General features: G+C 68.1%; 21 protein-coding genes. 12 read left to right on the top strand and 9 right to left on the bottom strand.

Translation table 11 applies throughout. The annotated features are described in order from the left end of the window. Positions 1–2 precede the first annotated feature (2 nt). Both PWF70_RS16560 and PWF70_RS16555 read right to left on the bottom strand, forming a co-directional pair. Positions 3–1,181 carry an alpha/beta-hydrolase family protein gene (locus PWF70_RS16560; protein WP_308218282.1) on the bottom strand — a complete coding sequence of 393 codons (1,179 nt, stop codon included), beginning with the start codon at positions 1,179–1,181 and terminating at the stop codon, positions 3–5. A gap of 59 nt (positions 1,182–1,240) precedes the next feature. Then, complete coding sequence (locus PWF70_RS16555) at positions 1,241–1,954, bottom strand: hypothetical protein (RefSeq protein ID WP_279957757.1); 714 nt, start codon at positions 1,952–1,954, stop codon at positions 1,241–1,243. 167 nt (positions 1,955–2,121) lie between these two features. Between PWF70_RS16555 and PWF70_RS16550 the strand changes: the two genes are divergently transcribed. From PWF70_RS16550 to PWF70_RS16540, 3 genes are all read left to right on the top strand, one after another. Then, complete coding sequence (locus PWF70_RS16550) at positions 2,122–3,405, top strand: sensor histidine kinase (protein ID WP_279958007.1); 1,284 nt, start codon at positions 2,122–2,124, stop codon at positions 3,403–3,405. A gap of 10 nt (positions 3,406–3,415) precedes the next feature. Further along, a complete protein-coding gene (locus PWF70_RS16545) occupies positions 3,416–4,108 on the top strand; it encodes a response regulator (protein WP_279958008.1) in 693 nt (230 codons plus the stop codon). A 77-nt stretch (positions 4,109–4,185) separates the two neighbouring features. Continuing rightward, on the top strand, positions 4,186–5,220 hold the full coding sequence (locus PWF70_RS16540) for a 6-phosphofructokinase (RefSeq protein WP_006359392.1): 1,035 nt from the start codon (positions 4,186–4,188) through the stop codon (positions 5,218–5,220). A 13-nt stretch (positions 5,221–5,233) separates the two neighbouring features. On the opposite strand, the gene PWF70_RS16535 is transcribed toward PWF70_RS16540, so the two are convergent. Beyond that, positions 5,234–5,470, bottom strand: a complete 237-nt coding sequence (locus PWF70_RS16535; protein WP_075863818.1) for a PspC domain-containing protein — start codon at positions 5,468–5,470, stop codon at positions 5,234–5,236. A gap of 134 nt (positions 5,471–5,604) precedes the next feature. Between PWF70_RS16535 and gatB the strand changes: the two genes are divergently transcribed. Further along, entirely contained in the window at positions 5,605–7,110 is a 1,506-nt protein-coding gene (gatB, locus tag PWF70_RS16530; protein ID WP_127962737.1) for an Asp-tRNA(Asn)/Glu-tRNA(Gln) amidotransferase subunit GatB, read from the top strand. 138 nt (positions 7,111–7,248) lie between these two features. On the opposite strand, the gene PWF70_RS16525 is transcribed toward gatB, so the two are convergent. Next, complete coding sequence (locus tag PWF70_RS16525; protein WP_006359389.1) at positions 7,249–8,352, bottom strand: PQQ-dependent sugar dehydrogenase; 1,104 nt, start codon at positions 8,350–8,352, stop codon at positions 7,249–7,251. A 106-nt stretch (positions 8,353–8,458) separates the two neighbouring features. Between PWF70_RS16525 and PWF70_RS16520 the strand changes: the two genes are divergently transcribed. After that, on the top strand, positions 8,459–9,664 hold the full coding sequence (locus tag PWF70_RS16520) for a DoxX family protein (RefSeq protein WP_035751249.1): 1,206 nt from the start codon (positions 8,459–8,461) through the stop codon (positions 9,662–9,664). Between the two features lie 72 nt (positions 9,665–9,736). Here the strand turns inward: PWF70_RS16520 and ilvD are convergent, their stop codons facing one another. The 3 genes from ilvD to PWF70_RS16505 form a co-directional block, all read right to left on the bottom strand. After that, entirely contained in the window at positions 9,737–11,581 is a 1,845-nt protein-coding gene (ilvD, locus tag PWF70_RS16515) for a dihydroxy-acid dehydratase (RefSeq protein ID WP_006359387.1), read from the bottom strand. 277 nt (positions 11,582–11,858) lie between these two features. Then, the gene (gene mgtE, locus PWF70_RS16510) at positions 11,859–13,202 is read right to left on the bottom strand and encodes a magnesium transporter (RefSeq protein ID WP_035751250.1); all 1,344 of its coding nucleotides are present in this window, start codon (positions 13,200–13,202) and stop codon (positions 11,859–11,861) included. Between the two features lie 79 nt (positions 13,203–13,281). Next, positions 13,282–13,728, bottom strand: coding sequence for a PH domain-containing protein (locus PWF70_RS16505; RefSeq protein ID WP_006359384.1), 447 nt, complete (start codon positions 13,726–13,728; stop codon positions 13,282–13,284). A gap of 334 nt (positions 13,729–14,062) precedes the next feature. Between PWF70_RS16505 and PWF70_RS16500 the strand changes: the two genes are divergently transcribed. The 3 genes from PWF70_RS16500 (at position 14,063) to ilvC (ending at position 17,633) form a co-directional block, all read left to right on the top strand. Then, positions 14,063–16,024 carry an acetolactate synthase large subunit gene (locus PWF70_RS16500; RefSeq protein WP_006359383.1) on the top strand — a complete coding sequence of 654 codons (1,962 nt, stop codon included), beginning with the start codon at positions 14,063–14,065 and terminating at the stop codon, positions 16,022–16,024. Continuing rightward, positions 16,021–16,524 carry an acetolactate synthase small subunit gene (gene ilvN, locus PWF70_RS16495; RefSeq protein ID WP_005199381.1) on the top strand — a complete coding sequence of 168 codons (504 nt, stop codon included), beginning with the start codon at positions 16,021–16,023 and terminating at the stop codon, positions 16,522–16,524. The genes PWF70_RS16500 and ilvN overlap by 4 nt, the downstream gene beginning before the upstream one ends. 95 nt (positions 16,525–16,619) lie before the next feature. Then, positions 16,620–17,633: a ketol-acid reductoisomerase gene (ilvC, locus tag PWF70_RS16490; RefSeq protein WP_006359382.1), complete on the top strand. Its 1,014-nt coding sequence runs from the start codon at positions 16,620–16,622 to the stop codon at positions 17,631–17,633. Between the two features lie 268 nt (positions 17,634–17,901). Here the strand turns inward: ilvC and PWF70_RS16485 are convergent, their stop codons facing one another. Continuing rightward, positions 17,902–18,567 (bottom strand): S1 family peptidase, encoded by a 666-nt coding sequence (locus PWF70_RS16485; protein WP_075863816.1) that lies wholly within the window; start codon positions 18,565–18,567, stop codon positions 17,902–17,904. Between the two features lie 331 nt (positions 18,568–18,898). Here PWF70_RS16485 and serA point away from each other — a divergent pair, with 331 nt between their 5' ends. Both serA and PWF70_RS16475 read left to right on the top strand, forming a co-directional pair. After that, positions 18,899–20,494, top strand: coding sequence for a phosphoglycerate dehydrogenase (gene serA, locus PWF70_RS16480; protein ID WP_042376380.1), 1,596 nt, complete (start codon positions 18,899–18,901; stop codon positions 20,492–20,494). After that, positions 20,491–21,501 (top strand): 3-isopropylmalate dehydrogenase, encoded by a 1,011-nt coding sequence (locus PWF70_RS16475; RefSeq protein ID WP_006359380.1) that lies wholly within the window; start codon positions 20,491–20,493, stop codon positions 21,499–21,501. Before serA ends, PWF70_RS16475 begins: the two co-directional genes overlap by 4 nt. 101 nt (positions 21,502–21,602) lie before the next feature. Here PWF70_RS16475 and PWF70_RS16470 read toward each other — a convergent pair whose 3' ends face one another. After that, positions 21,603–22,832: an MFS transporter gene (locus PWF70_RS16470; protein WP_286352659.1), complete on the bottom strand. Its 1,230-nt coding sequence runs from the start codon at positions 22,830–22,832 to the stop codon at positions 21,603–21,605. A gap of 126 nt (positions 22,833–22,958) precedes the next feature. On the opposite strand from PWF70_RS16470, the gene PWF70_RS16465 reads away from it, so the two are divergent. Then, complete coding sequence (locus PWF70_RS16465; protein ID WP_006359378.1) at positions 22,959–23,732, top strand: fumarylacetoacetate hydrolase family protein; 774 nt, start codon at positions 22,959–22,961, stop codon at positions 23,730–23,732. Further along, positions 23,729–24,553 (top strand): alpha/beta fold hydrolase, encoded by an 825-nt coding sequence (locus PWF70_RS16460; protein ID WP_042376377.1) that lies wholly within the window; start codon positions 23,729–23,731, stop codon positions 24,551–24,553. Before PWF70_RS16465 ends, PWF70_RS16460 begins: the two co-directional genes overlap by 4 nt. Position 24,554 lies beyond the last annotated feature (1 nt).

Here is a 24,554-nt window from a genome sequence, read left to right as displayed (position 1 = left end):
GGTCATCGCGGCAGGCCGGTAACCCAATGCGCCTGCTCCACCCCGTAGCGGTGTCCGACGCCGGTGGGCCCGTCGAGTGCGGCCAGCAGGTCGACGCTGGTCTGCAGGAAGCTGATCACCGGCAGCCAGGGGACCTGGGGCACCCTCGGTCCGCCGAGTACGGTCCCGTCCGGCGTCGTCGCGGGACGCCACAGCGAGCTGAGCGACCACCGGATCACCGGATCGGTGCGATTGGCCACGACGACCCGCGGTGAGTCCGACTCCGCGGCCACCGTCTCGGCGGGCGGTGCGGTCAGCACGGTCTCGGCGAGCAGTCCCGGGTGGCGGTCCTCGAGCCAGGTGCGGGCGGCGTCGGCGCCGACCGCGCCCAGGCTCTGGCCGTAGAGCACCAGCAGGGGCCGGTCACCAGCGGGTCGGCCCTGCAACACCTCCGCGACCTCGCGAACCAGCGCGATCGACGACTCCGTCGCCGCGGCGTCGTCGGAGATGAACGCCTGCCACGACGGGACGTCGGCGTAGGGGAGCACCAGGATTCGGACGTCGGCGCCGAAGCGGTCGACGAAGCCGGTGACCGCGGCCGGGTCGACCCAGCCCGATCCGGTGGGGACGGCCACGATCACCGCCCGCGCCGACAGTCCGTCGGCGCCCAGCCACGTCTTCACCAATCGTGTTGCCGGACGCTCGAATTCCGGTGCCGAGAGCTCCCCGCGCAGCAGTGTCCCGGATTCGGAGACGGTACGCGGCAGCGGTTGTCCTTCGTCGGCACCCGCAGAGGCTGGGGTGAGGAGGCCCGCGGTGAGCGCGACCGCCGCCGCCGCGATGACCGCGGTGACACGAGGGACGACCACGGTTGCGGCAACGACCGCGACGGGTGCGAGCGTGGCGCCCGCCCACCAGTCGGGGCCGACCGGCAGTGCACCGACGGCAGCACGGATCAGGTTCTGCCACCACACTGCCAGTCCCGCACCGCCGGCCGCGACCAGCACGCCGACACCGAGGACGTCGCGTCGTGTCTGCCCATCCGGTTGCCCGTGGCGTCGGGATACCCATCGCGCCAACAGCATTCCGATGACCGCGCCCAGTGCCGTGACGCCGGTCGTCACGACCGTGGTCGTCATCGCATCGCGCGGAAGTGTGCCAGGGTGGAGGGCGACGAGATATGCGACGACGACGCTGATCACGAGGACAGGGTGAGGCAGGTGTCGCCCGGTGTGCGCCGACGTTGGTGCGGGCGAGGCCATCACGAGAGCTCCTCGGTGGTGGTCCCGGTGCGGGGGTGCCGGTCGACGAGTGCGCGTTCGACCGTGGTGGACACCAGTTGCGGGATCGATTCGTGCCGGGTCGGCGGTCCGCCGAACTGACGCCAGGTGTTCCAGGACAAGCCGATCCGGGCGACGCGTGCCGCGGCGTCGCACGCCGGGTTGCTGCACGAGCGCTGCATCGCGTCGATCAGCATGCGGTCCAGGGCGAACCGCGCCCACGAGCCCAGTGGACGACCGTCGGTGGCCGCCGCGCGCAGCAGGTCGTAACCGAGATCATGTGTGCGGCAGAGCGGTGTGAACCGGTCGGGGAGCGGTACCGGGGAGGAGCAGTCGCCGTTCGGGTCGCTGGGCACACCCGCCACGACGGCCGGCGTGTAACCTATGTGCACGTCGAAGGTCGCGGGCAGGACGCCCATCGTCGTGGCCGGGGCAGGCCCCGTCAGCGCCACGACGGCGGCGGCGTACGGGTTGTCGGCGTCCTCCGGGTCGGGGACGACCACACCCATGGTCGAAATGACGTCACCGGCGACCGCGTGCGCCGTCGACATCCACTGTCCGGCAAGGAGAAAGGTCAGTGTCAGTGCGGCGACCAGCCAGCGGTGCGGACGTCGTGGGCGTGTGCGACCGGCATGATCGGTGAGTTGAGAAGTGTTGGCCGAAGGACATTTCCGCAGTGGACCTGAAGGGTTCATGGGCATTGACGCTAGGGAGCGCAACCGCCTGGCCACATCGCTCCGACGGGCGGTTCCCGCTCACCGGTCGGGGCGGGGATCCGGAGTGCGGACACCACTCGGGAACGAGTGCATCTCCCCCGAAAGTATGAGGACTGCCGGTCCTCACCGGGCCTAGGGTGAACCTCATGTTCGGTTTACGCAAGCATCTGCGCGCGGCCGGCGGCGACTTCGTTGACTGGGCGTCCACCGCGCCCATCGCCCAGGACCCCGCGGTGCGTGCCTACTTCTCCAAACGGGTCAACTGGTTCTTCTTCGTCGTCGCCTTGATCATGTACTCGATCGCCTGGCCGACGCTGCCCGTCACGCATGCCGTGCCCGTCTTCCTACTGCCTCTTGTCGCGGCGTTCGCGGCACTGCCGATCGCGCTCGCCTGGTCGGCGCCACTGGTCGGCTGGGCGATCTCGGTGGTCTCGGCTCAGGTCATCGGCTTGATCGTGCCGACGCACAGCGGGTGGGAGCTGACCATCCAGGTCACTCACTTCATCGAGTTGCTCGTGCTGACCTTCATGGTCATGCTCCGCTGCCAGCTGCGGTGGATACCGGTGGTGTGGCTGACGACCTCCCTCGTCGTCGCCTATGCGGTTCACCCGGCGTGGATCGTCGGGATCTCGGTGCTCGCGGTGGTCGTGACACTGCTCCGCGGACTGATGGCGTCACGACGGCAACTCGCCGTGCGCACGAAACAGACCGAGGAGGCGGAGGCGGAATCCGCAGTGTTGCAGGAGCGTGCACGCATCGCCCGCGACCTGCACGACGTGGTGGCTCACCGGATGTCGATGGTCGTCGTCATGTCGCAGACCGCGCGGTACCGGATCGACGACGTCTCACCCGCTGCGGCAGTCGAATTCGACGCCATCGCCGACGCCGCCCGGACCTCGCTCGACGAGGTGCGGCAGCTGCTCGGGGTGTTGCGGATCGAGGGTGCCGAGACCGTCGCGGCCCCCAATCCGGGACTGGCGCAGGTCGAGTCGCTCGTCGACGAGACCCGTCGGGCCGGCTCCGAGGTCACCCTGAACCGGGAGGTCGACGATGAGATGGTCGGTGAGTCGGCGGCACTCGTCATCTACCGGATCGTCCAGGAGTCGCTCGCCAACGCCACCCGGCACGCGCCGGGCAGCCGCACCCTGGTGAGCGTCACCCCGGGGGAACACGGCACGGTCGAGGTGGCCGTGGTCAACTCGGCTCCGACGGCGGCGCCCCTCGGGATCGGCGGTAACGGCGTCGGCATCCCCGGAATGCTCGAACGTGCTCAGACAGTGGGCGGTTCGCTCCTCGCGGCACCGACGGTCGAGGGCGGGTTCGCGGTGCGCGCGCGTATCCCGGCGACACCGCCACGGGACGGCATCCTGCCCGACGCGGCCCGGTCCGTAACGACGCCGAAGGTCCCCTCACCGGCCTCCGACCAGTAGCGTGTCAGGCGTGCCGATCAACGCGGAACCGCTACAAGCACAGGGCAGCTCCCGCCCGATCACCGTCGTCATCGCCGACGACCAGGCGATGGTCCGACAAGGCTTCTCGGCCCTCCTCGCCGCTCAGTCCGACCTGTCTGTGCTCGGGGACGCCGCCGACGGTGTCGAGGCGGTCGAGGTGTGCAAGCGTGCGCGGCCCGACGTCGTCCTGATGGACGTGCGGATGCCACGCAAGGACGGACTCTGGGCGGCCGAACAGATCCTGTCGGCGGGACTCGAACCGCCGACCCGCGTGCTGATGCTCACCACTTTCGACATCGACGACTACGTCTACGAGGCCTTGCGGATCGGCGCATCGGGGTTCCTGCTCAAGGACGCGCCGGCCGACGAACTCGTGCGTGCGGTGCGGGTGGTCGCCGCCGGTGAGGCCCTGCTCGCGCAGTCGATCACCAAGCGGCTCATCACCGAGGTGACCGCCCGGCGTCGACGCCCCGCCCGGAACCCGGCGCTGGAACACCTCACCCCGCGGGAGCGGGAGGTGCTGGACCTGGTGGCCGACGGCAAGTCGAACGCCGAGATCGGCGCCGACCTCTACGTCACCGAACAGACCGTCAAGACCCACGTGAGTAGTCTCCTGGGCAAGCTGCGACTGCGGGACCGCGCGCAGGCGGTCGTATTCGCCTACGAGAACGGCATCAAGTGAATTCGTGCTCAGCGGGCAGGGCACCCGCGCACTAGATTGGGTGTGTTCGTCGCGTTCGAGAGGGAGGGTCTCACCACATGGCCAAGAGATTCGGCATTCTCACCTCCGGTGGTGACTGCCCCGGCCTGAACGCCGTCATCCGCGGTGCGGTGCTCAAGGGTGAAACCGTCTACGGTCACGAGTTCGTCGGCTTCAAGGACGGCTGGGCGGGTCTCGTCTACGGCGACATCATGGAGTTGAACCGCTCGACGGTCCGCGGTCTGTCCCACGAGGGCGGAACGATTCTCGGCACGAGCCGATTCGGGCCCTACACCGAACCCGACGGTGGTCCCGACAACATCAAGAAGGTGCTCAAGAACCTCGGTATCGACGGGGTGATCGCGATCGGCGGCGACGGCACGGCCGCGGCGTCGAAGCGTCTGTTCGACGACGGCATCAACATCGTCGGCGTGCCCAAGACCATCGACAACGACATCGACGCCACCGACTACACGTTCGGGTTCAACACCGCCGTCGAGATCGCGACCGAGGCCATCGACCGCCTGCGCACCACCGGCAACTCGCACAAGCGATGCATGGTGCTCGAGGTCATGGGCCGCCACGCCGGCTGGATCGCGCTGCACTCGGGTATCGCCGGCGGTGCGCACGTGATCCTCATCCCGGAGAACCCCGAAAGTCTCGACCAGATCTGCGCGTGGGTGACCAGCGTCAAGGCCCGCGGCCGTTCGCCGATGGTCGTCGTCGCCGAGGGGTTCAAACTCCCCGAGATGACGGAGGCGTACTCCACCAAGGGCCTCGACGGCTTCAACCGTCCGCGGCTCGGCGGCGTCGGCGAGGTGCTGGCCCCGCTCATCGAGGAGCGCACCGGCATCGAGACGCGGGCCACCGTGCTCGGCCACATCCAGCGCGGCGGCGTGCCGTCGGCCTACGACCGCGTCCTCGCCACCCGCATGGGTATGGCGACCGCCGACCTGGTCGCCGAGAAGGGCTGGGGTCAGATGGTCGCCCTGCACGGCACCCGGATCGACCGGATCACCTTCGACGAGGCGCTCGGCGAGCTGAAGACCGTCCCGCAGGATCAGTACCAGGAGATCCGGGTCATCTTCGGCTAGACCGGCACGACTGCTAGACCGATGCGACTGCCGTCGCGGGGACCGGCTCGCGCGGAATGACGATCCACAGTGCCAGGTAGATCAGGACCTGCGGGCCGGGGAGCAGCATCGACAGCACGAACAGGACGCGGACCAGGGTCGGGTCCCAGCCCCAGCGTTCGGCGATGCCGCCGCAGACGCCACCCAGCCAGGCGTTCGAACGGGAGCGCGTCAGTCGCGGGGCGGACGAAGCGGGCTGTGCGGTGGTCATCGGGGTCTCCCTGCTGATCGAGGTGATGTGGGTCGGTGAACTGATGTCTACGACGGTAGGTCCGCCGACCCGTTCCCGGCATCGGTGATCACCCTGAACGTTCCCCTGGGATATCGCCGCATAAACTGGCAGCCATGACTTCCGCCGCCGTCGAACTGTTGGAGTACGACGAGGTCATCGCCGCTTTCGATCCGGTGATGGGCCTCGAGGTGCACGTCGAGCTGGGTACCGCGACCAAGATGTTCTGCGGATGCCCGACCGACTTCGGCGCCGAGCCCAATACCCAGGTGTGCCCGGTGTGCATCGGCCTGCCCGGATCGCTCCCGGTCGCCAACGCCAAGGCCGTCGAGTCCGCGATCCGCATCGGCCTGGCACTGAACTGCTCGATCCGGCCGTCGAGTAAGTTCGCGCGGAAGAACTACTTCTACCCGGACCAGCCGAAGAACTACCAGATCTCGCAGTACGACGAGCCCACCTCATACGACGGCTACCTCGATGTCCTGCTCGCCGACGGCACCACGTGGCGCGTCGAGATCGAGCGCGCACACATGGAGGAGGACACCGGCAAGTCGCTGCACATCGGCGGCGCCACCGGTCGTATCCACGGTGCGAGCCACTCGCTGCTCGACTACAACCGCGCAGGCGTCCCGCTCGTCGAGATCGTCACCCGACCCATCGTCGGTGCGGGGGACCGTGCTCCCGAGGTCGCACGCGCGTACGTGACCGCGCTGCGCGACCTGCTCAAGTCCCTCGACGTGTCGGACGTGCGAATGGACCAGGGCTCGATGCGCTGCGACGTGAACCTGTCCCTGATGGCCAAGGGCGCGAGCGAGTTCGGGACCCGTACCGAGACCAAGAACGTCAACTCGCTCAAGAGCGTCGAGATCGCCGTCCGCTACGAGATGCGCCGTCAGGCAGCGATCCTGCAGGCCGGTGGCGAGATCGTGCAGGAGACCCGCCACTTCCACGAGACCGACGGCACCACGTCGGCCGGTCGTCGCAAGGAGACCGCCGAGGACTACCGCTACTTCCCGGAGCCCGATCTGCCTCCGGTGCAGCCGGATGCGGCGTGGATCGAAGAGCTGCGCGCCACCCTGCCCGAGCTGCCGTGGCTGCGCCGTGCCCGCATCCAGGAGGAGTGGGGTGTCTCCGACGAGGTCATGCGCGACCTGGTCAACGTCGGCGCCGTCGACCTCATCATCGCGACCGTCGACGCCGGTGCCTCACCCGAGGCCGCCCGCGGCTGGTGGGTGTCGTTCCTTGCGCAGCAGGCCAATTCGCGGGGCGTCGAACTCGACGGTCTCGCCATCACGCCGGCGCAGGTCGCCGAGATCATCGGACTCGTCGACGAGGGCAAGCTGACCACCAAGCTCGCCCAGCAGGTCGCCACCGCGGTGCTCGACGGTGAGGGCGAGCCGAAGCAGATCGTCGCCGACCGCGGCCTCGAGGTCGTCCGCGACGACTCCGCACTGCAGAAGGCCGTCGACGACGCACTCGCCGCCAACCCCGACATCGCCGAGAAGATCCGCGGCGGCAAGGTCCAGGCCGCAGGCAAGATCGTCGGCGACGTCATGAAGGCCACCCGCGGACAGGCCGACCCGGCGCGCGTCAAGGAACTCGTCCTCGCCGCCTGCTCGTAGACGCCACCTCCGCTGCGAGGCGTGAGGAGCGACAGCGACGACCGGCAGACGTCAGCTCCACCGGCAGACTTCGATCGAAGTCTGCGAGTCGAGATGAGGTTCGCCGGTCATCAGCGCTCAGGGAGCGTTGGCGCCCGGTCAGGTCCGGTCGTTGCCGCCGCCCTGCGGGAGGAAGCGGAACACGCGGTCGTCGGTCGGCTTCGGATTGCCGGCCTGCTTGTTGACCGTGGCCACCTGCAGGAGTCCGTTGGGCAGGGCCGCCATTCGGCCGAGCGCGCCGTAGCGCTTCTCGAGCGCGACGACCGGCGGTGTGATCGTCGGGTCCTCGAGGGTGGGTTCGCGGATGCCCTCGATGCGCTGGGTGCGGGTCGTCGAGACGAAGATGCTGCCGCCCGCGACACCGCATCCGGCGATCTGCGGCTTGTCGGGCCACGTCCACAGGACCTTGGGGCCGCCCTCTTCGATGACCTGCACACGGTCCTCGGTCGCCGTCTGGTCGGCGACATAGATGGTGCCGGAGGACTCGTTGGGGCACAGTGCGACCGATGATCCGAAGCCGGAGGCCAGGATTCGCGGGCGCGGGCTGACACCCGAGGTGAACGAGGTCACCAGCAACAGCTTTCCGGCCAGCGACGACGGGTCGTCGGCGGCCGCGGGGTTCCCGGCGTCGCCCGTGGCCACCACGAGTTCGGTGGGCGTGCGGAAATACATCGAGCCCATGTTCCCGGTGGCGCCCTTGGGGATTCCGGTGAGGATCGGCTTCGGCACATCGTCGGGCGCCAGCCGCACGATCCGGTTGTCCGACGGCGTCGTGATCAGTGCGTAGATCAGACGGTCCTGGGAGTAGGTGGGGGAGAAGGCGAAATCGATGAGTCCGCCGTCGCCCGAGGCGTCGACGGGTGCCTGACCGAGGACCCGTTCGGGGCCATAACGCTTGGTGGTGATGATCTTTCCGGTGGTGCGTTCGGCGACCACCGTGACCTCACCCTGCTCGTCACCGGGCATCACCCCGCCCGTCGACGCGAGGCAGGTCGCGATCACCGCGGGGTCGGGGTCGACGCACGGACCGGTGGGCGGTGGCTGGGTGTCCCGCGGCGTCTCCGGCGGTGGCGTCGGCTCGGCCTGACCGCTCGGACGGTTGTTGGGACTGAACGCGCCGGCCTCCCGCTGACGGTCCTGTTCGGTGAAGTTCGCGCAGCCGCCCACGGTGAGCGCGATCACCGCCAGAACGGCCACCAGCATTCGGCCTGTCGGCCGCCCCTTCCACATGGCGTCCACAGTAATGGTGTGCCGACTCACCCCGCCGGGGTGCGGGGACCGCACCCCGCGAGCCTCTAGAGTCGGGCTTGTGAGCGAACGCGACACGCCGAGCGCCAGGGAGCCCGATACGTCGAGCCCGCCCGCGATGAGCCCCTACGACGAGCCGACCGGCCAGATCCCGGTCCAGGATCATCCGCCGACCCCCGCACCGCGGCCCGAGGTCGATCGCGATGACTTCTACAACCGGCACGCGCGGCGGCCGGCACCGTATGCGCGGGTCGACGACCTGGACGACATCGACCCCGGCGACGTGGAGACCCGACAGACCAAGGGGAGTGCGGACAAGCCGCCGGCCACACCCGTCCCCGTACCCCCGCGCGTCCCGGAATCCTCGAAGGCCCCGGAAACTCCCCGCACGCCGGAAGCCCCGCACGCGTCGGAGCCCGATGTCGAACCGACCGTCGCATTCGAGCGTCGCGCGGCAGCCGGTTCCGACGCCGGCGACATCCCCGCCGACGACACCGCGACCCGGCCCGAACCCGCGTTGCCGCCGGTCGGCGCCGCTCGCTACGACTTCCTCGACGAAGACGACACCGCCGGCCGCTACAGCGCGAACCCGGCCGATTCGAGCGCCGCGGACACCGCCCTGCTCGACGACGAGCCGGAGCGCAGGAGCCTGTTCGGTCGTCGCCGGAACCGGACTCCCGAGGACGAGTACGAAACCAAATCGGTCGCCGACGACGACCTCGAAGACGCGCTCGCGAAGTCCCGACGCGGCACCCTCGACCTCGGCCTGTTGCTGCTGCGCATCGCGCTCGGCGGTTTCGTCGGCGCGCACGGACTGCAGAAGCTGTTCGGACTGTGGAACGGGCCGCGTCTCAGCGGTTTCGAGCAGATGCTCGTCGACGGCGGATTCAACGCCGACTATGCGCAGATCCTCGCCATCGTCGGCGCACTCGCGGAGACGGTCGGCGGCCTCATGGTCATCCTCGGCCTCCTCACCCCGATCGGCGCCTCGGCCATCCTGGGCACGATGCTCGTCGCCGCGGCGTACCGGGTGTCCGCGGCCGGCGGCTTCGAGTTCTTCGCCGCCGCACAGGGAGCGGAGTACGAGCTGTTCCTCGCGGCCACCGCGGCCGCGGTCATCCTCACCGGGCCGGGCCTGTACTCACTGGACTACCCGCGCGGCTGGGCACGCCGACCCTTCGTCGGGTCGTTCGTGTGGCTGATCGTCGGCATCGGTGCAGCCGTCGCCGTGTGGATCCTGGCGAACGGGACCAATCCGCTGAACTGAGCTCCGCGCACAGACAACAGTGCGGGGTGCGTACCGACATCCGGTACGCACCCCGCACTCGTTGTTCAGTGGTCAGTCGACCTGACGGACCGCGCCCTTGTCGGCCGAGGTCGCGAGCTTCGCGTAGGCGCGCAGCGCGGTGGTGACGGTGCGCTCGCGGTCCTTCGGCTGCCACGGACGCTCGGAGGCCTCCATCTTCGCGCGGCGCTCGGCGAGCACCTCGTCGTCGACGAGCACCTCGAGGCGACGGGTCTTGACGTCGATGAGGATCTGATCGCCGTCCTCGACGAGTCCGATCGCACCACCCGACGCCGCCTCCGGCGACATGTGGCCGACCGACAGACCCGACGATCCGCCGGAGAACCGGCCGTCGGTGATGAGGGCGCACTTCTTGCCCATGCCGGTGCCCTTCATGAAGGCGGTCGGGTGCAACATCTCCTGCATGCCCGGCCCGCCCGCGGGGCCCTCGTAGCGGACGACGAGCACCTCGCCGGCCTGGATGGTCTTCGACAGGATGACCTGAACGGCCTCTTCCTGGCTCTCGACCACGCGGGCCGGACCCTCGAAGTGCCACAGGTCCTCGTCGATGCCCGCGGTCTTGAGCACGGCGCCGTCGGGAGCGAGGTTGCCGCGCAGGACGCACAGCCCACCTTCGACGGTGTACGCGTGCTCGAGGTCGCGGATACAGCCGCCGGCGGCGTCGGTGTCGAGCGAACTCCAGCGGTTGGCCGTGGAGAACGGGGTCGTGGTGCGCACGCCACCCGGCGCGGCGTGGAACAGTTCGACGGCCTCGTCGGTCGCCTTGCCGCCGCGGATGTCCCAGTCGTCGAGGGCCTGGGCCAGGGTCGGGCTGTACACGGTCGAGGTGGTGTCGTCGAGCAGTCCGGCACGGCGGAGCTCCCCGAGGATCGCGGGGATTCCGCCGGCCCGGTGGACATCCTCCATGTGGTAGTCGGAGTTGGGGGAGACCTTCGACAGGCAGGGAACGTTGCGGCTGATCTCGTCGATGGTCGACAGATCGAAGTCGGCGACCTCGCCCTCCTGCGCCGCGGCGAGGATGTGCAGCACGGTGTTGGTCGAGCCGCCCATCGCGACGTCGAGCGCCATCGCGTTCCGGAAGGCGGTCGGGGTCGCGATGCTGCGCGGCAGCACCGATGCGTCGTCCTCGCGGTACCAGCGGTTCGCGGCGTCGATGACGACCTTGCCGGCGCGCTCGAACAGCGCACGACGCGCCTCGTGGGTGGCCAGCGTGGACCCGTTGCCCGGCAGGGCGAGTCCGAGGGCCTCGGTGAGGCAGTTCATCGAGTTGGCGGTGAACATGCCCGAGCACGAGCCACAGGTCGGGCAGGCGGACCGCTCGACCTCGCTCAGCCCGTCCTCGTCCACGTCGCTGTTCGCGGAGGCGGAGATCGCGGTGATCAGGTCGGTGGGGGCCTGGGCGACGCCGTCGACGACGACTGCCTTGCCGGCCTCCATCGGACCGCCGGACACGAAGACGGTCGGGATGTTCAGGCGCATCGCGGCATTGAGCATGCCGGGGGTGATCTTGTCGCAGTTGGAGATGCACACCAGCGCGTCGGCGGTGTGGGCGTTGACCATGTATTCGACGGAGTCGGCGATGATCTCGCGGGACGGCAGCGAGTAGAGCATGCCGCCGTGACCCATCGCGATGCCGTCGTCGACGGCGATGGTGTGGAACTCACGCGGGACGCCGCCCGCGGCCCGCACTGCGTCGGCGACGATGTCGCCGACATCCTTGAGGTGCACATGGCCCGGCACGAACTGCGTGTACGAGTTGGCGATCGCCACGATGGGCTTGCCGAAATCGTCGTCGGTCATACCGGTGGCGCGCCACAGGGAGCGTGCTCCGGCGGCTTCGCGGCCGACGGTGGTGGTGCGTGACCTCAAGGCTGGCATGGGTTCCTCAATATCGATCGTCGGGTCGGGCAGAGTCGGCGTCGTCGAACGGCTTCGGGCGCTGCTGGGCCGAAGTCGTTCTCCGCGTCGGACTCTTGGCGTCAACACCGCGATCCCGGGGGTTTGTCTCACTCGGGCTGTGTGGTCCCGGGACCTGGGTTGAACGGCGTCGCACGCTGAGGGTGGGCGTCGCGAGTCGCCGAGAGACCAGGCTACTCCGCTGTGACATGCGGAAACAAAACGATTCGGACGTGCCCCCGGTGCTCCGGTGGTGACCTCAGATTCCCAGAACCGCCTTGGCGATGGAGAAGTAGACGATCAGGCCGGTCGCGTCGCAGAACGTCGAGATGAACGGGGTGGAGAAGACGGCGGGGTCCACCCGGATGGATTTCGCGACGAGCGGCATCACGCCGCCGACGGTCGCCGCCATCGTGCAGATCGACACGATCGTCAGCCCGATCACCCCACCGATGTCGACGCCGTAGACCAGTGCGGCGACGGCGAACCCGACGACGCCGAGCAGCGATCCCATGGTCAGCCCGACCCGGACCTCCTTGGCGGCGACCCGGACGACGTCGCGAGTGGTGACGTCGTCGGTCGCAAGGGCACGAGTCACGGTCGTCGCGGCCTGCGATCCGGTGTTGCCGCCGATGCCGGTCAGCAGTGGGATGAACAGCGCGAGGGCGACCTTCTGCTCGAGGGTGCCCTCGAAGATCTCCAGGACGTTGACGGTGAGGATCGCCGACACCGCGAGGACGAACAGCCACACGATGCGGGCGCGGGTGATCGACAGGATCGATGCATGGAGGTACGGCTCGCGGAGCGGCTCGCGGGCGCCGGCACGGGCCTCGTCGGTGTCGCGGGCCTGTTCGACGACCTCGACCGCGTCGTCGATGGTGAGGACGCCGACCAGCCGGTTGTCGCGATCGACGACCGGCATCGCGAGAATGCCGCGGTCGACGCATCGTTGGGCGGTGGCCTCGGCGTCGTCGTCGGCGTGCGCGAACATCGGCCTGCTCATCAGGTCGGCGATGGGTTCGTCGGGTTCCGCGAGGAGAAGGTCGCGGAGGCTGACGACGCCGCACAGGGACCGCGCGACGTCGAGGACCGGCACGGTGTAGATCGTCTCGGCGGCGTGGCCGCGGTCCTTGACCCGGGTGAGTGCGGCACCCGCGGTCTCGTCGCGTCGGGCGTGGACGAACTCGGGACTCATCCGACGCCCGACCGAACCGCGCGGGTAGCCGAGCACGACGGCGGTGACGTCGCGTTCGGCGGGGGTGAGTTGCTGGATGAGTGCGCGGGCGACGCCGGCGGGCAGTTCGTCGAGGAGTTCTGCACGGTCGTCGGGGTCGAGGTGGTCGAACGCCGCCACCACCTCGGCCGTCCCGAGATCGTCGATGAGCCGACGCTGGGAGCCCGCGGAGAGATCGTCGAAGACCTCGACGGCGAGATCCTTCGGGAGGAGACGGAAGGCCACGCCCCGCGCCTGGTGGGACAGACGGTCGAGGAGCGCGGCGATGTCACCGGCGGGCAGTGCGGACAGCGCGGTCGCGGCCGCTCCGAGTTGACCGTCGGAGATCAGGTCGTCGAGTTGGTTCGCGTCGAGCATCGCGTACGTCACCCGACGAGCCTATCGGCTGGTGTCGGTGTCAAAGCCGTTCGCGCAGCGACGATTCTGTGCCGCCGGGGACGGGTCGGGCCTACTTGTCGCGGTTTGCGGCGGCCTCGAACGGATCCGGGATGCGGCCCTTGCTGACCACGTTCAGCACCGGGAGATCGCGAAAACCGATGGCGGGCAACTTGACCCGCTCACCGTCGGGGCGGACCGCACGCACCGAGCTCCACTTGGGGAACTGCAGGCCGGCGATCTCGGACCAGGGGAGTTCGGTCGTGGACAGGGCGCCGACCGCGCGCACTCCGTCCTCGGTGACGACCGTGCGGAGGCGGTGGATCCACATGTACAGAGCCACCGGGGCGACGAAGAGGAAGGCGAACCAGTACGACGCGCCGAGCAGCAGGACCACCACGAGCGCGACCATCGGCACCGTGAAGTAGGCGACACGGTTGATGCGGAAGACCACGGGATAGGGGATCTCCGCCGAGTCGTCGGGTGTCGAGGCGGCGGGGTCGCTGGAATCAGTCGGCACACATCCATTGTGCCAACACGGCCACGGTGAACGCGGCGTCGGGTCTACCGGGCAGTAGTCGGTGAGACGTCCGTCACCACCTGTGCGTTCCCATGATGTGGGACGGCGTGGTCCGGAGTTTGACTCAGAACGACGCACGGTCCTACCGTGATCTACGTGATGACGAACGGGATCCTCGTAGTAATCGGCTGGCGCGTCGCCTGACCGGTCACCTCGCAGACCCCTACCGGCATCGACGCGCCACCCTCGAACAGCGGAAGCTGTCGGGGGTTTTTTCATGTCAGGTAGTCACATCACCCCACCACCGAAATACAGACAAGATGAGGATCGTGCAGTGAGCGCACCAACAGCACGCACCGACGCCGGCCGGAATGAGCCGACGCGCAACGCCGGACTGCGTCAGCAGTCTCCCGCGGCGGGCAACCTCCGTGCGGTAGGTCAGCACACCGTCGCGCCGGAGCGCGTCAGCGGTGCGCAGTCTGTGGTCCGATCGCTCGAGGAGCTCGGGGTCGAGGTCGTCTTCGGCATCCCCGGCGGCGCGGTCCTGCCGGTCTACGACCCGCTGCTGGACTCCACCAAGGTTCGCCACGTCCTCGTGCGCCACGAGCAGGGTGCCGGTCACGCCGCCACCGGCTACGCACAGGTCGCCGGTCGTGCCGGCGTCATGATGGCGACCTCGGGCCCCGGTGCCACCAACCTGGTGACCCCGCTGGCCGACGCGCAGATGGACTCCGTCCCGGTCGTGGCGATCACCGGCCAGGTCGGCCGCTCGCTGATCGGCACCGACGCCTTCCAGGAAGCCGACATCTCCGGCATCACCATGCCGATCACGAAGCACAACTTCCTGGTCAGCCGCGCCATCGACATCCCGAAGACCATCGCCGAGGCCTTCCACATCGCCGAGAGCGGCCGTCCCGGTGCGGTTCTCGTCGACATCCCGAAGGACATCCTGCAGAGCCAGACCACGTTCTCGTGGCCGCCGCAGATCGACCTGCCCGGCTACCGTCCGGTCACCAAGCCGCACGGCAAGCAGGTCCGCGAGGCGGCTCGCCTGATCAACGCCGCCAAGGCGCCGGTCCTCTACGTCGGGGGCGGCGTCATCAAGGCCAACGCCTCCGAGGAGCTGCTCGAGCTCGCCGAACTGACCGGCATCCCGGTCGTCACGACCCTGATGGCGCGTGGCGCGTTCCCCGACAGCCACGACCAGCACCTGGGCATGCCGGGTATGCACGGCACCGTGGCAGCCGTCGGCGCCCTGCAGCGCAGTGATCTGCTGATCACCCTCGGCGCCCGGTTCGACGACCGCGTGACCGGACAGCTCGATTCCTTCGCGCCCGACGCCAAGGTCATCCACGCCGACATCGACCCGGCCGAGATCGGCAAGAACCGTCCGGTCGACGTCCCGATCGTCGGTGACTGCAAGGCGGTCATCGCCGAGCTGACCGAGACGCTGCGCGACGAGCGGGCGACCACCGGCACCACACCGGACCTGTCCGAGTGGTGGACCTACCTCGACGGCATCCGGAAGACGTACCCGCTGAGCTACGACCGTCAGACCGACGGTTCGATGTCGCCGGAGTTCGTCATCCAGGCGCTGGGCAAGGCCGCCGGACCCGACGCGGTCTACTGCGCCGGCGTCGGCCAGCACCAGATGTGGGCCGCACAGTTCATCTCCTACGAGAAGCCGCGCACCTGGCTCAACTCCGGTGGTCTGGGCACGATGGGCTACGCGGTGCCCGCCGCCATGGGCGCCAAGGCCGCCGCACCCGACACCGAGGTGTGGGCCATCGACGGCGACGGCTGCTTCCAGATGACAAACCAGGAACTGGCCACCTGCGCGATCGAGGGCATCCCGATCAAGGTCGCGCTGATCAACAACGGCAACCTGGGCATGGTCCGGCAGTGGCAGACCCTCTTCTACGAGGAGCGGTACTCCAACACCGACCTGGCGACACATTCGCGGATGATCCCGGACTTCGTGAAGCTGTCGGAAGCGTTGGGCTGCGTCGCTTTCCGCGTCGAGCGTGAGGAGGACGTCGACGACGTCATCGCGCAGGCACGGGCGATCAACGACCGCCCGGTCGTCATCGACTTCATCGTCGGCAAGGACGCCCAGGTGTGGCCGATGGTCGCCGCGGGCACCGGCAACGACGAGATCATGGCGGCCCGCAACATCCGGCCGCTGTTCGACGACGACGAGGCGGCTTCCGACCCGGTCGACATCCACGAGACCATGACCAAGCCCGATGCAGCGGCCCCGGCCGACGCGCCGGCAGCGAAGAAGGACCAGAAGTGAGTACCACCCACACCCTCAGCGTCCTGGTGGAGGACCGGCCGGGCGTCCTGGCCCGCGTCTCCGGACTGTTCTCGCGTCGCGGGTTCAACATCGAGTCGCTGGCCGTCGGACCGACCGAGCTCAAAGGGATCTCGCGGATGACCATCATGGTCTCCGTCGAGGACTTCCCACTCGAGCAGGTCACCAAGCAGCTGAACAAGCTGGTGAACGTGATCAAGATCGTCGAGCAGGACCCGGCCAACTCCGTGTCCCGCGAATTGATGATGGTCAAGGTCCGTTCGGACTCGACCGTGCGCACCGAGGTCATCGAAGTGGTGAACCTGTTCCGCGCCAAGGTCATCGACGTGTCGCCGGAGTCGCTCACCATCGAGGCCACCGGTACGTCGGAGAAGCTCGAGGCTTTGCTGCGGATGCTCGATCCTTACGGCATCCGTGAGATCGCCCAGTCCGGCGCCGTTGCGCTCGGACGCGGACCGAAGAGCATGTCGGCCAACCGCTGACCTATACACTCCGCTGGAAACAGCGGCGAGAAATTTAAAAGTCCCTCGGCGAGAGAGAAAATCGCGAGGGGCGCCACATATCGAAGGGAAACAAAGTGGCCATCGAACTGTTCTACGACGACGACGCGGATCTGTCGATCATCCAGGGTCGCAAGGTCGCGGTGATCGGCTACGGCAGCCAGGGCCATGCGCATTCGCTGTCGCTGCGTGACTCGGGCGTCGACGTCGTCATCGGCCTGCGTGAGGGTTCCAAGTCCAAGGCCAAGGCGGAGGAGCAGGGCCTCAAGGTTCTGACCGCTTCCGAGGCTGCTGCCTGGGCCGACGTCATCATGGTCCTCGCACCCGACACCTCGCAGGCACAGATCTTCACCGAGGACATCGAGCCGAACCTCTCCGACGGCGACGCGCTGTTCTTCGGTCACGGCCTGAACATCCACTTCGGTCTGATCAAGGCTCCGGAGAACGTCACCGTCGCCATGGTCGCCCCGAAGGGCCCCGGCCACCTCGTTCGTCGTCAGTTCGTCGACGGCAAGGGTGTGCCCGCGCTCATCGCGGTCGCCCAGGACCCGAAGGGTGAGGGCCAGGCTCTCGCTCTCAGCTACGCCAGCGCCATCGGCGGTGGGCGCGCCGGAATCATCAAGACCACGTTCAAGGAAGAGACCGAGACCGACCTCTTCGGTGAGCAGGCCGTGCTCTGCGGTGGCACCGAGGAACTGGTCAAGGCCGGCTTCGAGGTCATGGTCGAGGCCGGTTACGCACCGGAGATGGCCTACTTCGAGGTGCTGCACGAGCTCAAGCTCATCGTCGACCTCATGTACGAGGGTGGCATCGCCCGCATGAACTACTCGGTCTCCGACACCGCCGAGTTCGGTGGCTACATCTCGGGCCCGCGTGTCATCGACGCCGACACCAAGGAGCGCATGCGCGCCATCCTGAAGGACATCCAGGACGGCACCTTCGTCAAGCGCCTCGTCGCCAACGTCGAGGGCGGCAACAAGGAGCTCGAGGGCCTGCGCAAGCAGAACGCCGAGCATCCGATCGAGGTCACCGGCAAGAAGCTGCGCGACCTGATGAGCTGGGTTGATCGTCCGATCACCGAGACCGCCTGAGTCTCACCCTCTCTGCACCGACAGCGGGCCCGCACCTTTCCAGGTGCGGGCCCGCCGTCGTATCCCACCTCTGAGAAGCGCCCCTGGAAAGCACCCCTGACATAGGCCCTCCACAGGGGGACCGTCGACACTACGTCGTCGGGTCTCTCCTGGAGGGTCGATCTCGGGGGCGGTTTCCAGCAACCAACGCCGTGCGCCGACGAGTGGCCCAGAAATGCGCAACGCCCCGGGTGAACCCGGGGCGTCGCGAGGGAAGTTCGATCAATCGTCAGGCGATCTTGAATCCCTTGTACTCGGGGACCGAGGCCACCCGGTTGAGGATCGGCTTGATGTTGGTGCCGGTCTCCGGGCCGAAGCAGCCGAGGAAGTAGTAGGCGTTCACCATGCCGACGAGGCGGTCGCCGACGACGACGGGACTGCCGGAGTCGCCTTCGATCACGCACAGCTGGCTCAGGTGGACGTCACCCTCGGAGAACCAGGCGATACCACAGGTGTTGCCGGTGGTGCGGCCTTCCTTGCACGCGATGGTGGGGAAGCCGATCGGCCGGGGATCGACCGAGCGGATCGTCACGCCGCGGACGGTGCGCAGCGGAACCACACGCGAGGCGTCCATCTCGATGATCGCCATGTCGAGGTCGGAGAACGAGTGGGTGATGGTGCCGGCCTGGCCGCGGTCCTGGAAGGTCTCCGAATAGACCTTCTGACCTGGGTTACCGCAGTGTCCCGCGGTGATGCCGATGAGCTTGCCGGTCTTGGAGCGGCCGATCGTGGTCAGGGTGCAGGCTGCAGCGGAGTTTCCACCTTTGAGGACAAGAATTCCCGAGCCGCCCCCGAGGAAGATCTTCGCCGGGGCCGCGACCGCGACGCCCGCTCCCCAGCCGGCGAGCACCGTCGCAGCCAAAACCGCCAACAGTGCCGTCAGCTTCTTCGTCATCCGCTCTCCACTTCTGATTCGCAATGCGCCGAAACGCCTGCCGGAACTGGTCGCGGCAGGCGGTCAAAACACACCGTACCGGGACTCTCCGGCTTCGCTCCTGCGTGGGATCGACCCGCGGTCGGTTTGCAACCCTTCCGTGATGCTTGCCGCAGCGCGTCGTAACCCCCGTCACACTCTACCCAGCCGCACGTACACGGCTCCTCTTTTGGGGTAGACCGCCTGTTCGGGGCCACCTACCAGACCTTTAAGGTGTGATACGGAGAGTCCACGACGCTCCGTCCTGCCGAAGGTGAGAAATCGCACCTGCCCCGAACCTGGAGAAAAGACTGTGAGCTCTGCTGGCCGCCCGGTCGTACTCATCGCCGACAAGCTGGCGCCGTCCACCGTGGAAGCACTCGGTGACGGCGTCGAGGTGCGATGGGTCGACGGCCCGGACCGTCCCAAGCTGCTCGAGGCCGTCGTCGACGCCGACGCCATCCTCGTGCGTTCCGCGACGACTGTCGACGCCGAGGTCCTCGACGCCGGCAAGAAGCTGAAGATCATCGCGCGCGCCGGCGTCGGTCTCGACAACGTCGACGTCCCCGCCGCCACCGCTCGTGGAGTCATGGTCGTCAACGCGCCGACCTCCAACATCCACACCGCCGCCGAGCACGCCATCGCGCTGCTGATGTCGGCGTCGCGCCAGATCCCGGCCGCCGATGCCACCCTGCGTGAGAAGACCTGGAAGCGTTCGGCTTTCAACGGTGTCGAGATCTTCGACAAGACCGTCGGCGTCGTCGGTCTCGGCCGCATCGGTCAGCTGGTCGCCGCACGTCTGGCCGCATTCGAGACGCACATCATCGCGTACGACCCCTACGTCTCGCCGGCCCGCGCCGCCCAGCTCGGCATCGAGTTGGTCACCCTCGACGAGCTCCTCGAGCGCGCCGACTTCATCACCGTGCACCTGCCCAAGACGCCCGAGACCCTCGGCCTCATCGGCGCCGAACAGCTGGCCCGCACCAAGAAGGGCGTCGTCATCGTCAACGCCGCGCGCGGTGGTCTGATCGACGAGCAGGCACTGGCCGACGCCATCAACTCCGGCCAGGTCCGCGCCGCCGGCCTCGACGTCTTCGCGACCGAGCCCTGCACCGACTCGCCGCTGTTCGACCTCCCGCAGGTCGTCGTGACCCCGCACCTCGGCGCCTCCACCAGCGAGGCCCAGGACCGTGCCGGTACCGACGTCGCCAAGAGCGTGCGTCTCGCCCTGGCCGGTCACTTCGTGCCCGATGCCGTCAACATCACCGGCGGAGCGGTCGACGAAGAGGTCGCCCCGTGGCTCGAGGTCGCCCGCAAGGCCGGTGTCCTCGTCGGCGCCATCAGCAAGGAGCCGCCGACCTCGCTGGTCGTCGACGTCCGCGGTGAGCTGGCCGCCAAGAGCGTCGACGTCCTCGGACTCTCCGCGCTGCGCGGTCTGTTCTCGGCCGTCCTCGACGAGCCGGTCACCTTCGTCAACGCTCCGGCCGTCGCCGAGAGTCGCGGCGTCACCTGCGAGGTGACCACCGCTCCGGAGAGCCCCAACCACCGCAGCGTCGTCGACGTGAAGGCCGTCTTCGCCGATGGTTCGGTTCACAACGTCTCCGGCGCGCTCACCGAGCCGCGTCTGGTCGAGAAGATCGTCAACATCAACGGTCGCAACTTCGACCTCCGCGCCGAGGGCCACAACCTGGTCGTCAGCTACGCGGATCGTCCGGGCTCGCTCGGCAAGATCGGCACCCTGCTCGGCGATGCCGGGGTCGACATCCTCGCCGCTGGTCTGTCCCAGGACGCCGAGGGCGGCGGCGCGACCATGATGCTGCGCATCAGCAGCGTGCTCGCCGACGACGTCGTCGAGGCGATCGGCTCGGCCGTGGGCGCCACTCTGATCGAGCAGGTGGACCTCTCGTGAAACTCGCAATCATCGCCGGCGACGGCATCGGTCCCGAGGTCATCGGGGAGGCACTCGGCGTCCTCGAGACCGTCGTTCCGTCGGTGAGCACCACCGAGTTCGATCTCGGTGCTCGCCGCTACCACCGCAACGGCGAACTCCTCACCGAGGACGACCTCGAGTCGCTGCGCAGCCACGACGCAATCCTGTTGGGCGCCATCGGCGATCCGTCGGTGCCGCCGGGCATCCTCGAGCGCGGTTTGCTGCTCACCATGCGTTTCGCCCTCGATCACCACGTGAACCTGCGTCCGTCGCGCCGGTACCCGGGTGTCACCTCGCCGCTGGCGGGCGACCCCGAGATCGATTTCGTCGTCGTCCGCGAGGGCACCGAGGGTCCGTACACCGGCAACGGCGGTGCGATCCGCGTCGGCACCCCCCACGAGGTCGCGACCGAGGTCAGCGTCAACACCCGCTTCGGCGTGGAACGCGTGGTGCGCAACGCCTTCGGGCGGGCGCAGCAGCGTCGTAAGAAGCTGACGCTGGTCCACAAGACCAACGTGCTCGGCTTCGCCGGATCGTTGTGGAGCCGCGCGGTCGAGGAAATCGGTGCCGAGTTCCCCGACGTCACCACCGACTACTGCCACGTGGACGCGGCGACCATCTACATGGTCACCGATCCGGGCCGCTTCGACGTGATCGTCACCGACAACCTGTTCGGCGACATCATCACCGACATCGCGGCTGCCGTCAGTGGCGGCATCGGACTCGCGGCGTCGGGCAACATCGATGCCACCGGCGCGAATCCGTCGATGTTCGAGCCGGTTCACGGTTCGGCACCGGACATCGCCGGCCAGGGCAAGGCCGATCCGACCGCTGCCATCCTGTCGACGGCACTGCTGCTCCAGCACCTCGGCGAGAACGACGCCGCGGCCCGGATCGAGAAGGCTGTCGCCGACGACCTCGCCGAGCGCAGCGGACCGGTTGTCACCAGCGAGGTCGGCAAGCGCATCCGCGAACGCCTCTCCTGAGGTTCCGCGAACCAGCACCAACGCATCAACCCACCACCCGGCGATCGGGTGGTGGGTTGATCCGTATGCGCTGAGGTCTGAGGTCTGAGGTCGTGGTCAGGTCAGGCTCTCACGGGCTCCTCGACGAGGCGCTGTGCGTCGCGCGGGACCAGGGGAGTGGCGACCAGCGGTGCGAGCGCGGTGACCGCGAACGCCGCCGGGAAACCGACCGCTGCGATCAGTGCGCCCAGCACGGGCGTCGTCGCGGCGGTGACCATGTACTGGCCCGTGTTCTGCACCGCGAGTCCGCGTCCGCTCCAGTCGGGCCCGGCGAACTCGGCGATGGCGGTGAACGCCAAGCCGTTGTCGGCCACCGAGATCACGCTCGCCACGGCCATCAGTGCGGGGGCCACGGGGCTGTCGAACCAATCCGCCACTGCGAGAGCGCACATCGATGCGATGCCGGCGACCGCGATGATCCGGATCGGGCGCATCCGGGAGAGCCAGGCGTCCGACCATCGACCCGCGGCGATCCGGCCGAGCGCGCCGACCACCTGTGTCACGGTGATCAGGATGCCGGCGCCGGCCGGCGACCAGTCGTGCGCCACGATCAGCCACGTGGGTACGAAGGTCCACATCATCGACTGCGGTACGACGAGCAGCATGCTGACGGTGTGAACCCGGGCGAGGAACGAATTGCCCCGGTAGGGGTTTCGAGTGATCGCCGGAGCATCGTCGTGGCCGCTGGGTGTCGCCCGGCGCGACGGGTCGCTGATACCGATCAGCACCGCCAGCAATCCGACGGCGGTGATCACGGCCGGGATGGCCAGTGCCGCAGCGGGTCCGTGGGTGGCGGCGACAACCGGCATGGTCAACGCGCACACCCCGATACCCAGAGGTTGCGCCATCTGCCGAATCCCCATCGCGGTGCCACGCTGATGGGCGGGGAACCAGCCCACCACGATTCGGCCGCTGGCGCCGTTGGCGGCGCCGGAACCGATGCCGCCCACCAGGAGAGCGGCTCCCACAAGGGCATACGACGCATCCGTGGCCGCAGCAACGGCCGCGCCGGTGGCGCCGACCAGCGAGATCGACAGGGAGATCAGCAGAATCCGGCGTTCGCCGTAACGGTCCAGCAGAATTCCCCACAGGAATGTGGCCATCGTGAGGCCGATGGTGGGGACGGCGGCGAGCGTCGACGCCGCGGTGAGGGTCAGCTCCGCATCGGTGTGCAGCGCGGGTATCAGATACGCGACGCCGCTCACGACGCAGGTGGTCGTCAGCGCGGCGAGCAGTGAGCATCCGAGGATGACCCATCTCCTGGTGTTGGAAATGATGCCGATGTCATCCATCCGAACTCACCCCGCTCTCTACTATCTCATACTATGGGACTTGAGGTTCACATTGTAAGAACGGTGAGGTGGTTCGCCAACTCGGCTCTCAACCGATGGGATCAGTCGGTGCGATAGGGTCTGGACATGCGCTTAGGTCGAATTGCGAGTCCCGACGGAGTGGCCTTCGTGTCCGTCGAAGGGGAGGGCGACGACGCTGTCGCCAAGGAGATCGCCGAGCATCCGTTCGGCACCCCGACGTTCACCGGTCGTTCCTGGAAACTGGCCGACGTCCGTGTGCTGGCTCCGATCCTGGCCAGCAAGGTGATCTGCATTGGCAAGAACTACGCCGCACATGCGGCCGAGATGGGTGGTGAGGCACCGGCCGACCCGGTGATCTTCATCAAGCCGAACACCTCGATCATCGGTCCCGAGGTCCCGATCGTGCGCCCGCCGTCGTCGGAACGTGTGGACTACGAAGGTGAACTCGCCGTCGTCATCGGACGTCCCTGCAAGGACGTCAAGGCCGGCCAGGCCAAGGACGTCATCCTGGGTTACACGATCGCCAACGACGTGACCGCCCGCGATCAGCAGAAGGCCGACGGTCAGTGGACGCGGGGCAAGAGCTACGACACCTTCTGCCCGCTCGGTCCCTGGATCGAGACGTCCTTCGATCCGTCCGACGTCGAACTCGTCACCGAGCTCGACGGCGAGGTCAAGCAGCGCACACGGACGTCGTTGATGCTGCACGACATCGGTGAGATCGTCGAGTGGATCACGCGGATCATGACCCTGCTCCCCGGTGACGTGATCCTCACGGGCACGCCCGAAGGAGTGGGACCCATGGTCGCCGGACAGCGGGTCTCGGTGACCGTCAACGGAATCGGCACGCTCTCCAATCCGGTGGTGGACAAGGCATGACAGCTCCCAGCACGGCACGCGTCAACGGCATCGACATCTCCTACAGCGTGGCCGGGAGCGGCCCGCTCGTCGTGATGGTGATGGGGACCGGAAGTCCCGGTCGCGTGTGGAAGGCCAATCAGGAACCGGCGCTGGTGAAGGCGGGCTACACCGTCGTCACCTTCGACAATCGCGGCATCGCCCCGTCGTCGGAGTGTGCGGAGGGTTTCAGCCTCGACGACATGGTCGCCGACACGGCCGCGCTCATCGAGTATCTGGACCGCGGTCCGGCCATCGTCGTGGGGACCTCGCTGGGCGCCCGGATCACCCAGGAACTCGCACTGGCCCGGCCCGACGTCGTCAAGGCCGCTGTCCTCATCGCCACCTACGGCCGCAATACGCCGCTGCAGGAAGCGATCTCGGCCGGCGAGCGCGCGCTCTACGACAACAAGATCAAGCTGCCGCCGGAGTACGAGGCCGCCATCACGGCTCATCTCAACCTGTCTCCGCACACCCTCGACGACGACCGCTCGGCCCGGGACTGGCTCGACATCATCGGGTTCTCGCCGCAGACGATCACCCCGGGAGTGCGTGCGCAGCTCGAACTCCACCACAAGGAGTCCGACCGGCTCTCGGCGTACCGCAACATCACCCGCCCGACGCTCGTCGTCGGTTTCGCCGACGACCGCACATTGCCGCCGAAGCTGGCTCGCGAGGTGGCCGAGGCGATTCCGGGCGCGGAGTACGTACAGATCGAACGTGCCGGGCATTTCGGCTATCTCGAACAACCGGCCGAGGTGAACCGCGTGCTCGTCGACTTCTGCGGGCGGTTCCGGGACTGAA

Origin of the sequence: Gordonia sp. Swx-4 (assembly GCF_030316175.1) — a bacterium.
GTDB classification, from domain to species: domain Bacteria; phylum Actinomycetota; class Actinomycetes; order Mycobacteriales; family Mycobacteriaceae; genus Gordonia; species Gordonia alkanivorans.
This window is presented reverse-complemented; position numbering and strand designations above follow the sequence as displayed.

Coding starts and splice junctions, on each gene's coding strand:
- PWF70_RS16540 (WP_006359392.1), top strand. CDS start 4,186: ATGGCCAAGAGATTCGGCATTCTCACCTCCGGTGGTGACTGCCCCGGC.
- gatB (WP_127962737.1), top strand. CDS start 5,605: ATGACTTCCGCCGCCGTCGAACTGTTGGAGTACGACGAGGTCATCGCC.
- PWF70_RS16470 (WP_286352659.1), bottom strand. CDS start 22,832: ATGGATGACATCGGCATCATTTCCAACACCAGGAGATGGGTCATCCTC.
- PWF70_RS16485 (WP_075863816.1), bottom strand. CDS start 18,567: ATGACGAAGAAGCTGACGGCACTGTTGGCGGTTTTGGCTGCGACGGTG.
- PWF70_RS16525 (WP_006359389.1), bottom strand. CDS start 8,352: ATGCTGGTGGCCGTTCTGGCGGTGATCGCGCTCACCGTGGGCGGCTGC.
- ilvD (WP_006359387.1), bottom strand. CDS start 11,581: ATGCCAGCCTTGAGGTCACGCACCACCACCGTCGGCCGCGAAGCCGCC.
- PWF70_RS16460 (WP_042376377.1), top strand. CDS start 23,729: ATGACAGCTCCCAGCACGGCACGCGTCAACGGCATCGACATCTCCTAC.
- PWF70_RS16555 (WP_279957757.1), bottom strand. CDS start 1,954: ATGAACCCTTCAGGTCCACTGCGGAAATGTCCTTCGGCCAACACTTCT.
- PWF70_RS16550 (WP_279958007.1), top strand. CDS start 2,122: ATGTTCGGTTTACGCAAGCATCTGCGCGCGGCCGGCGGCGACTTCGTT.
- PWF70_RS16465 (WP_006359378.1), top strand. CDS start 22,959: ATGCGCTTAGGTCGAATTGCGAGTCCCGACGGAGTGGCCTTCGTGTCC.
- PWF70_RS16535 (WP_075863818.1), bottom strand. CDS start 5,470: ATGACCACCGCACAGCCCGCTTCGTCCGCCCCGCGACTGACGCGCTCC.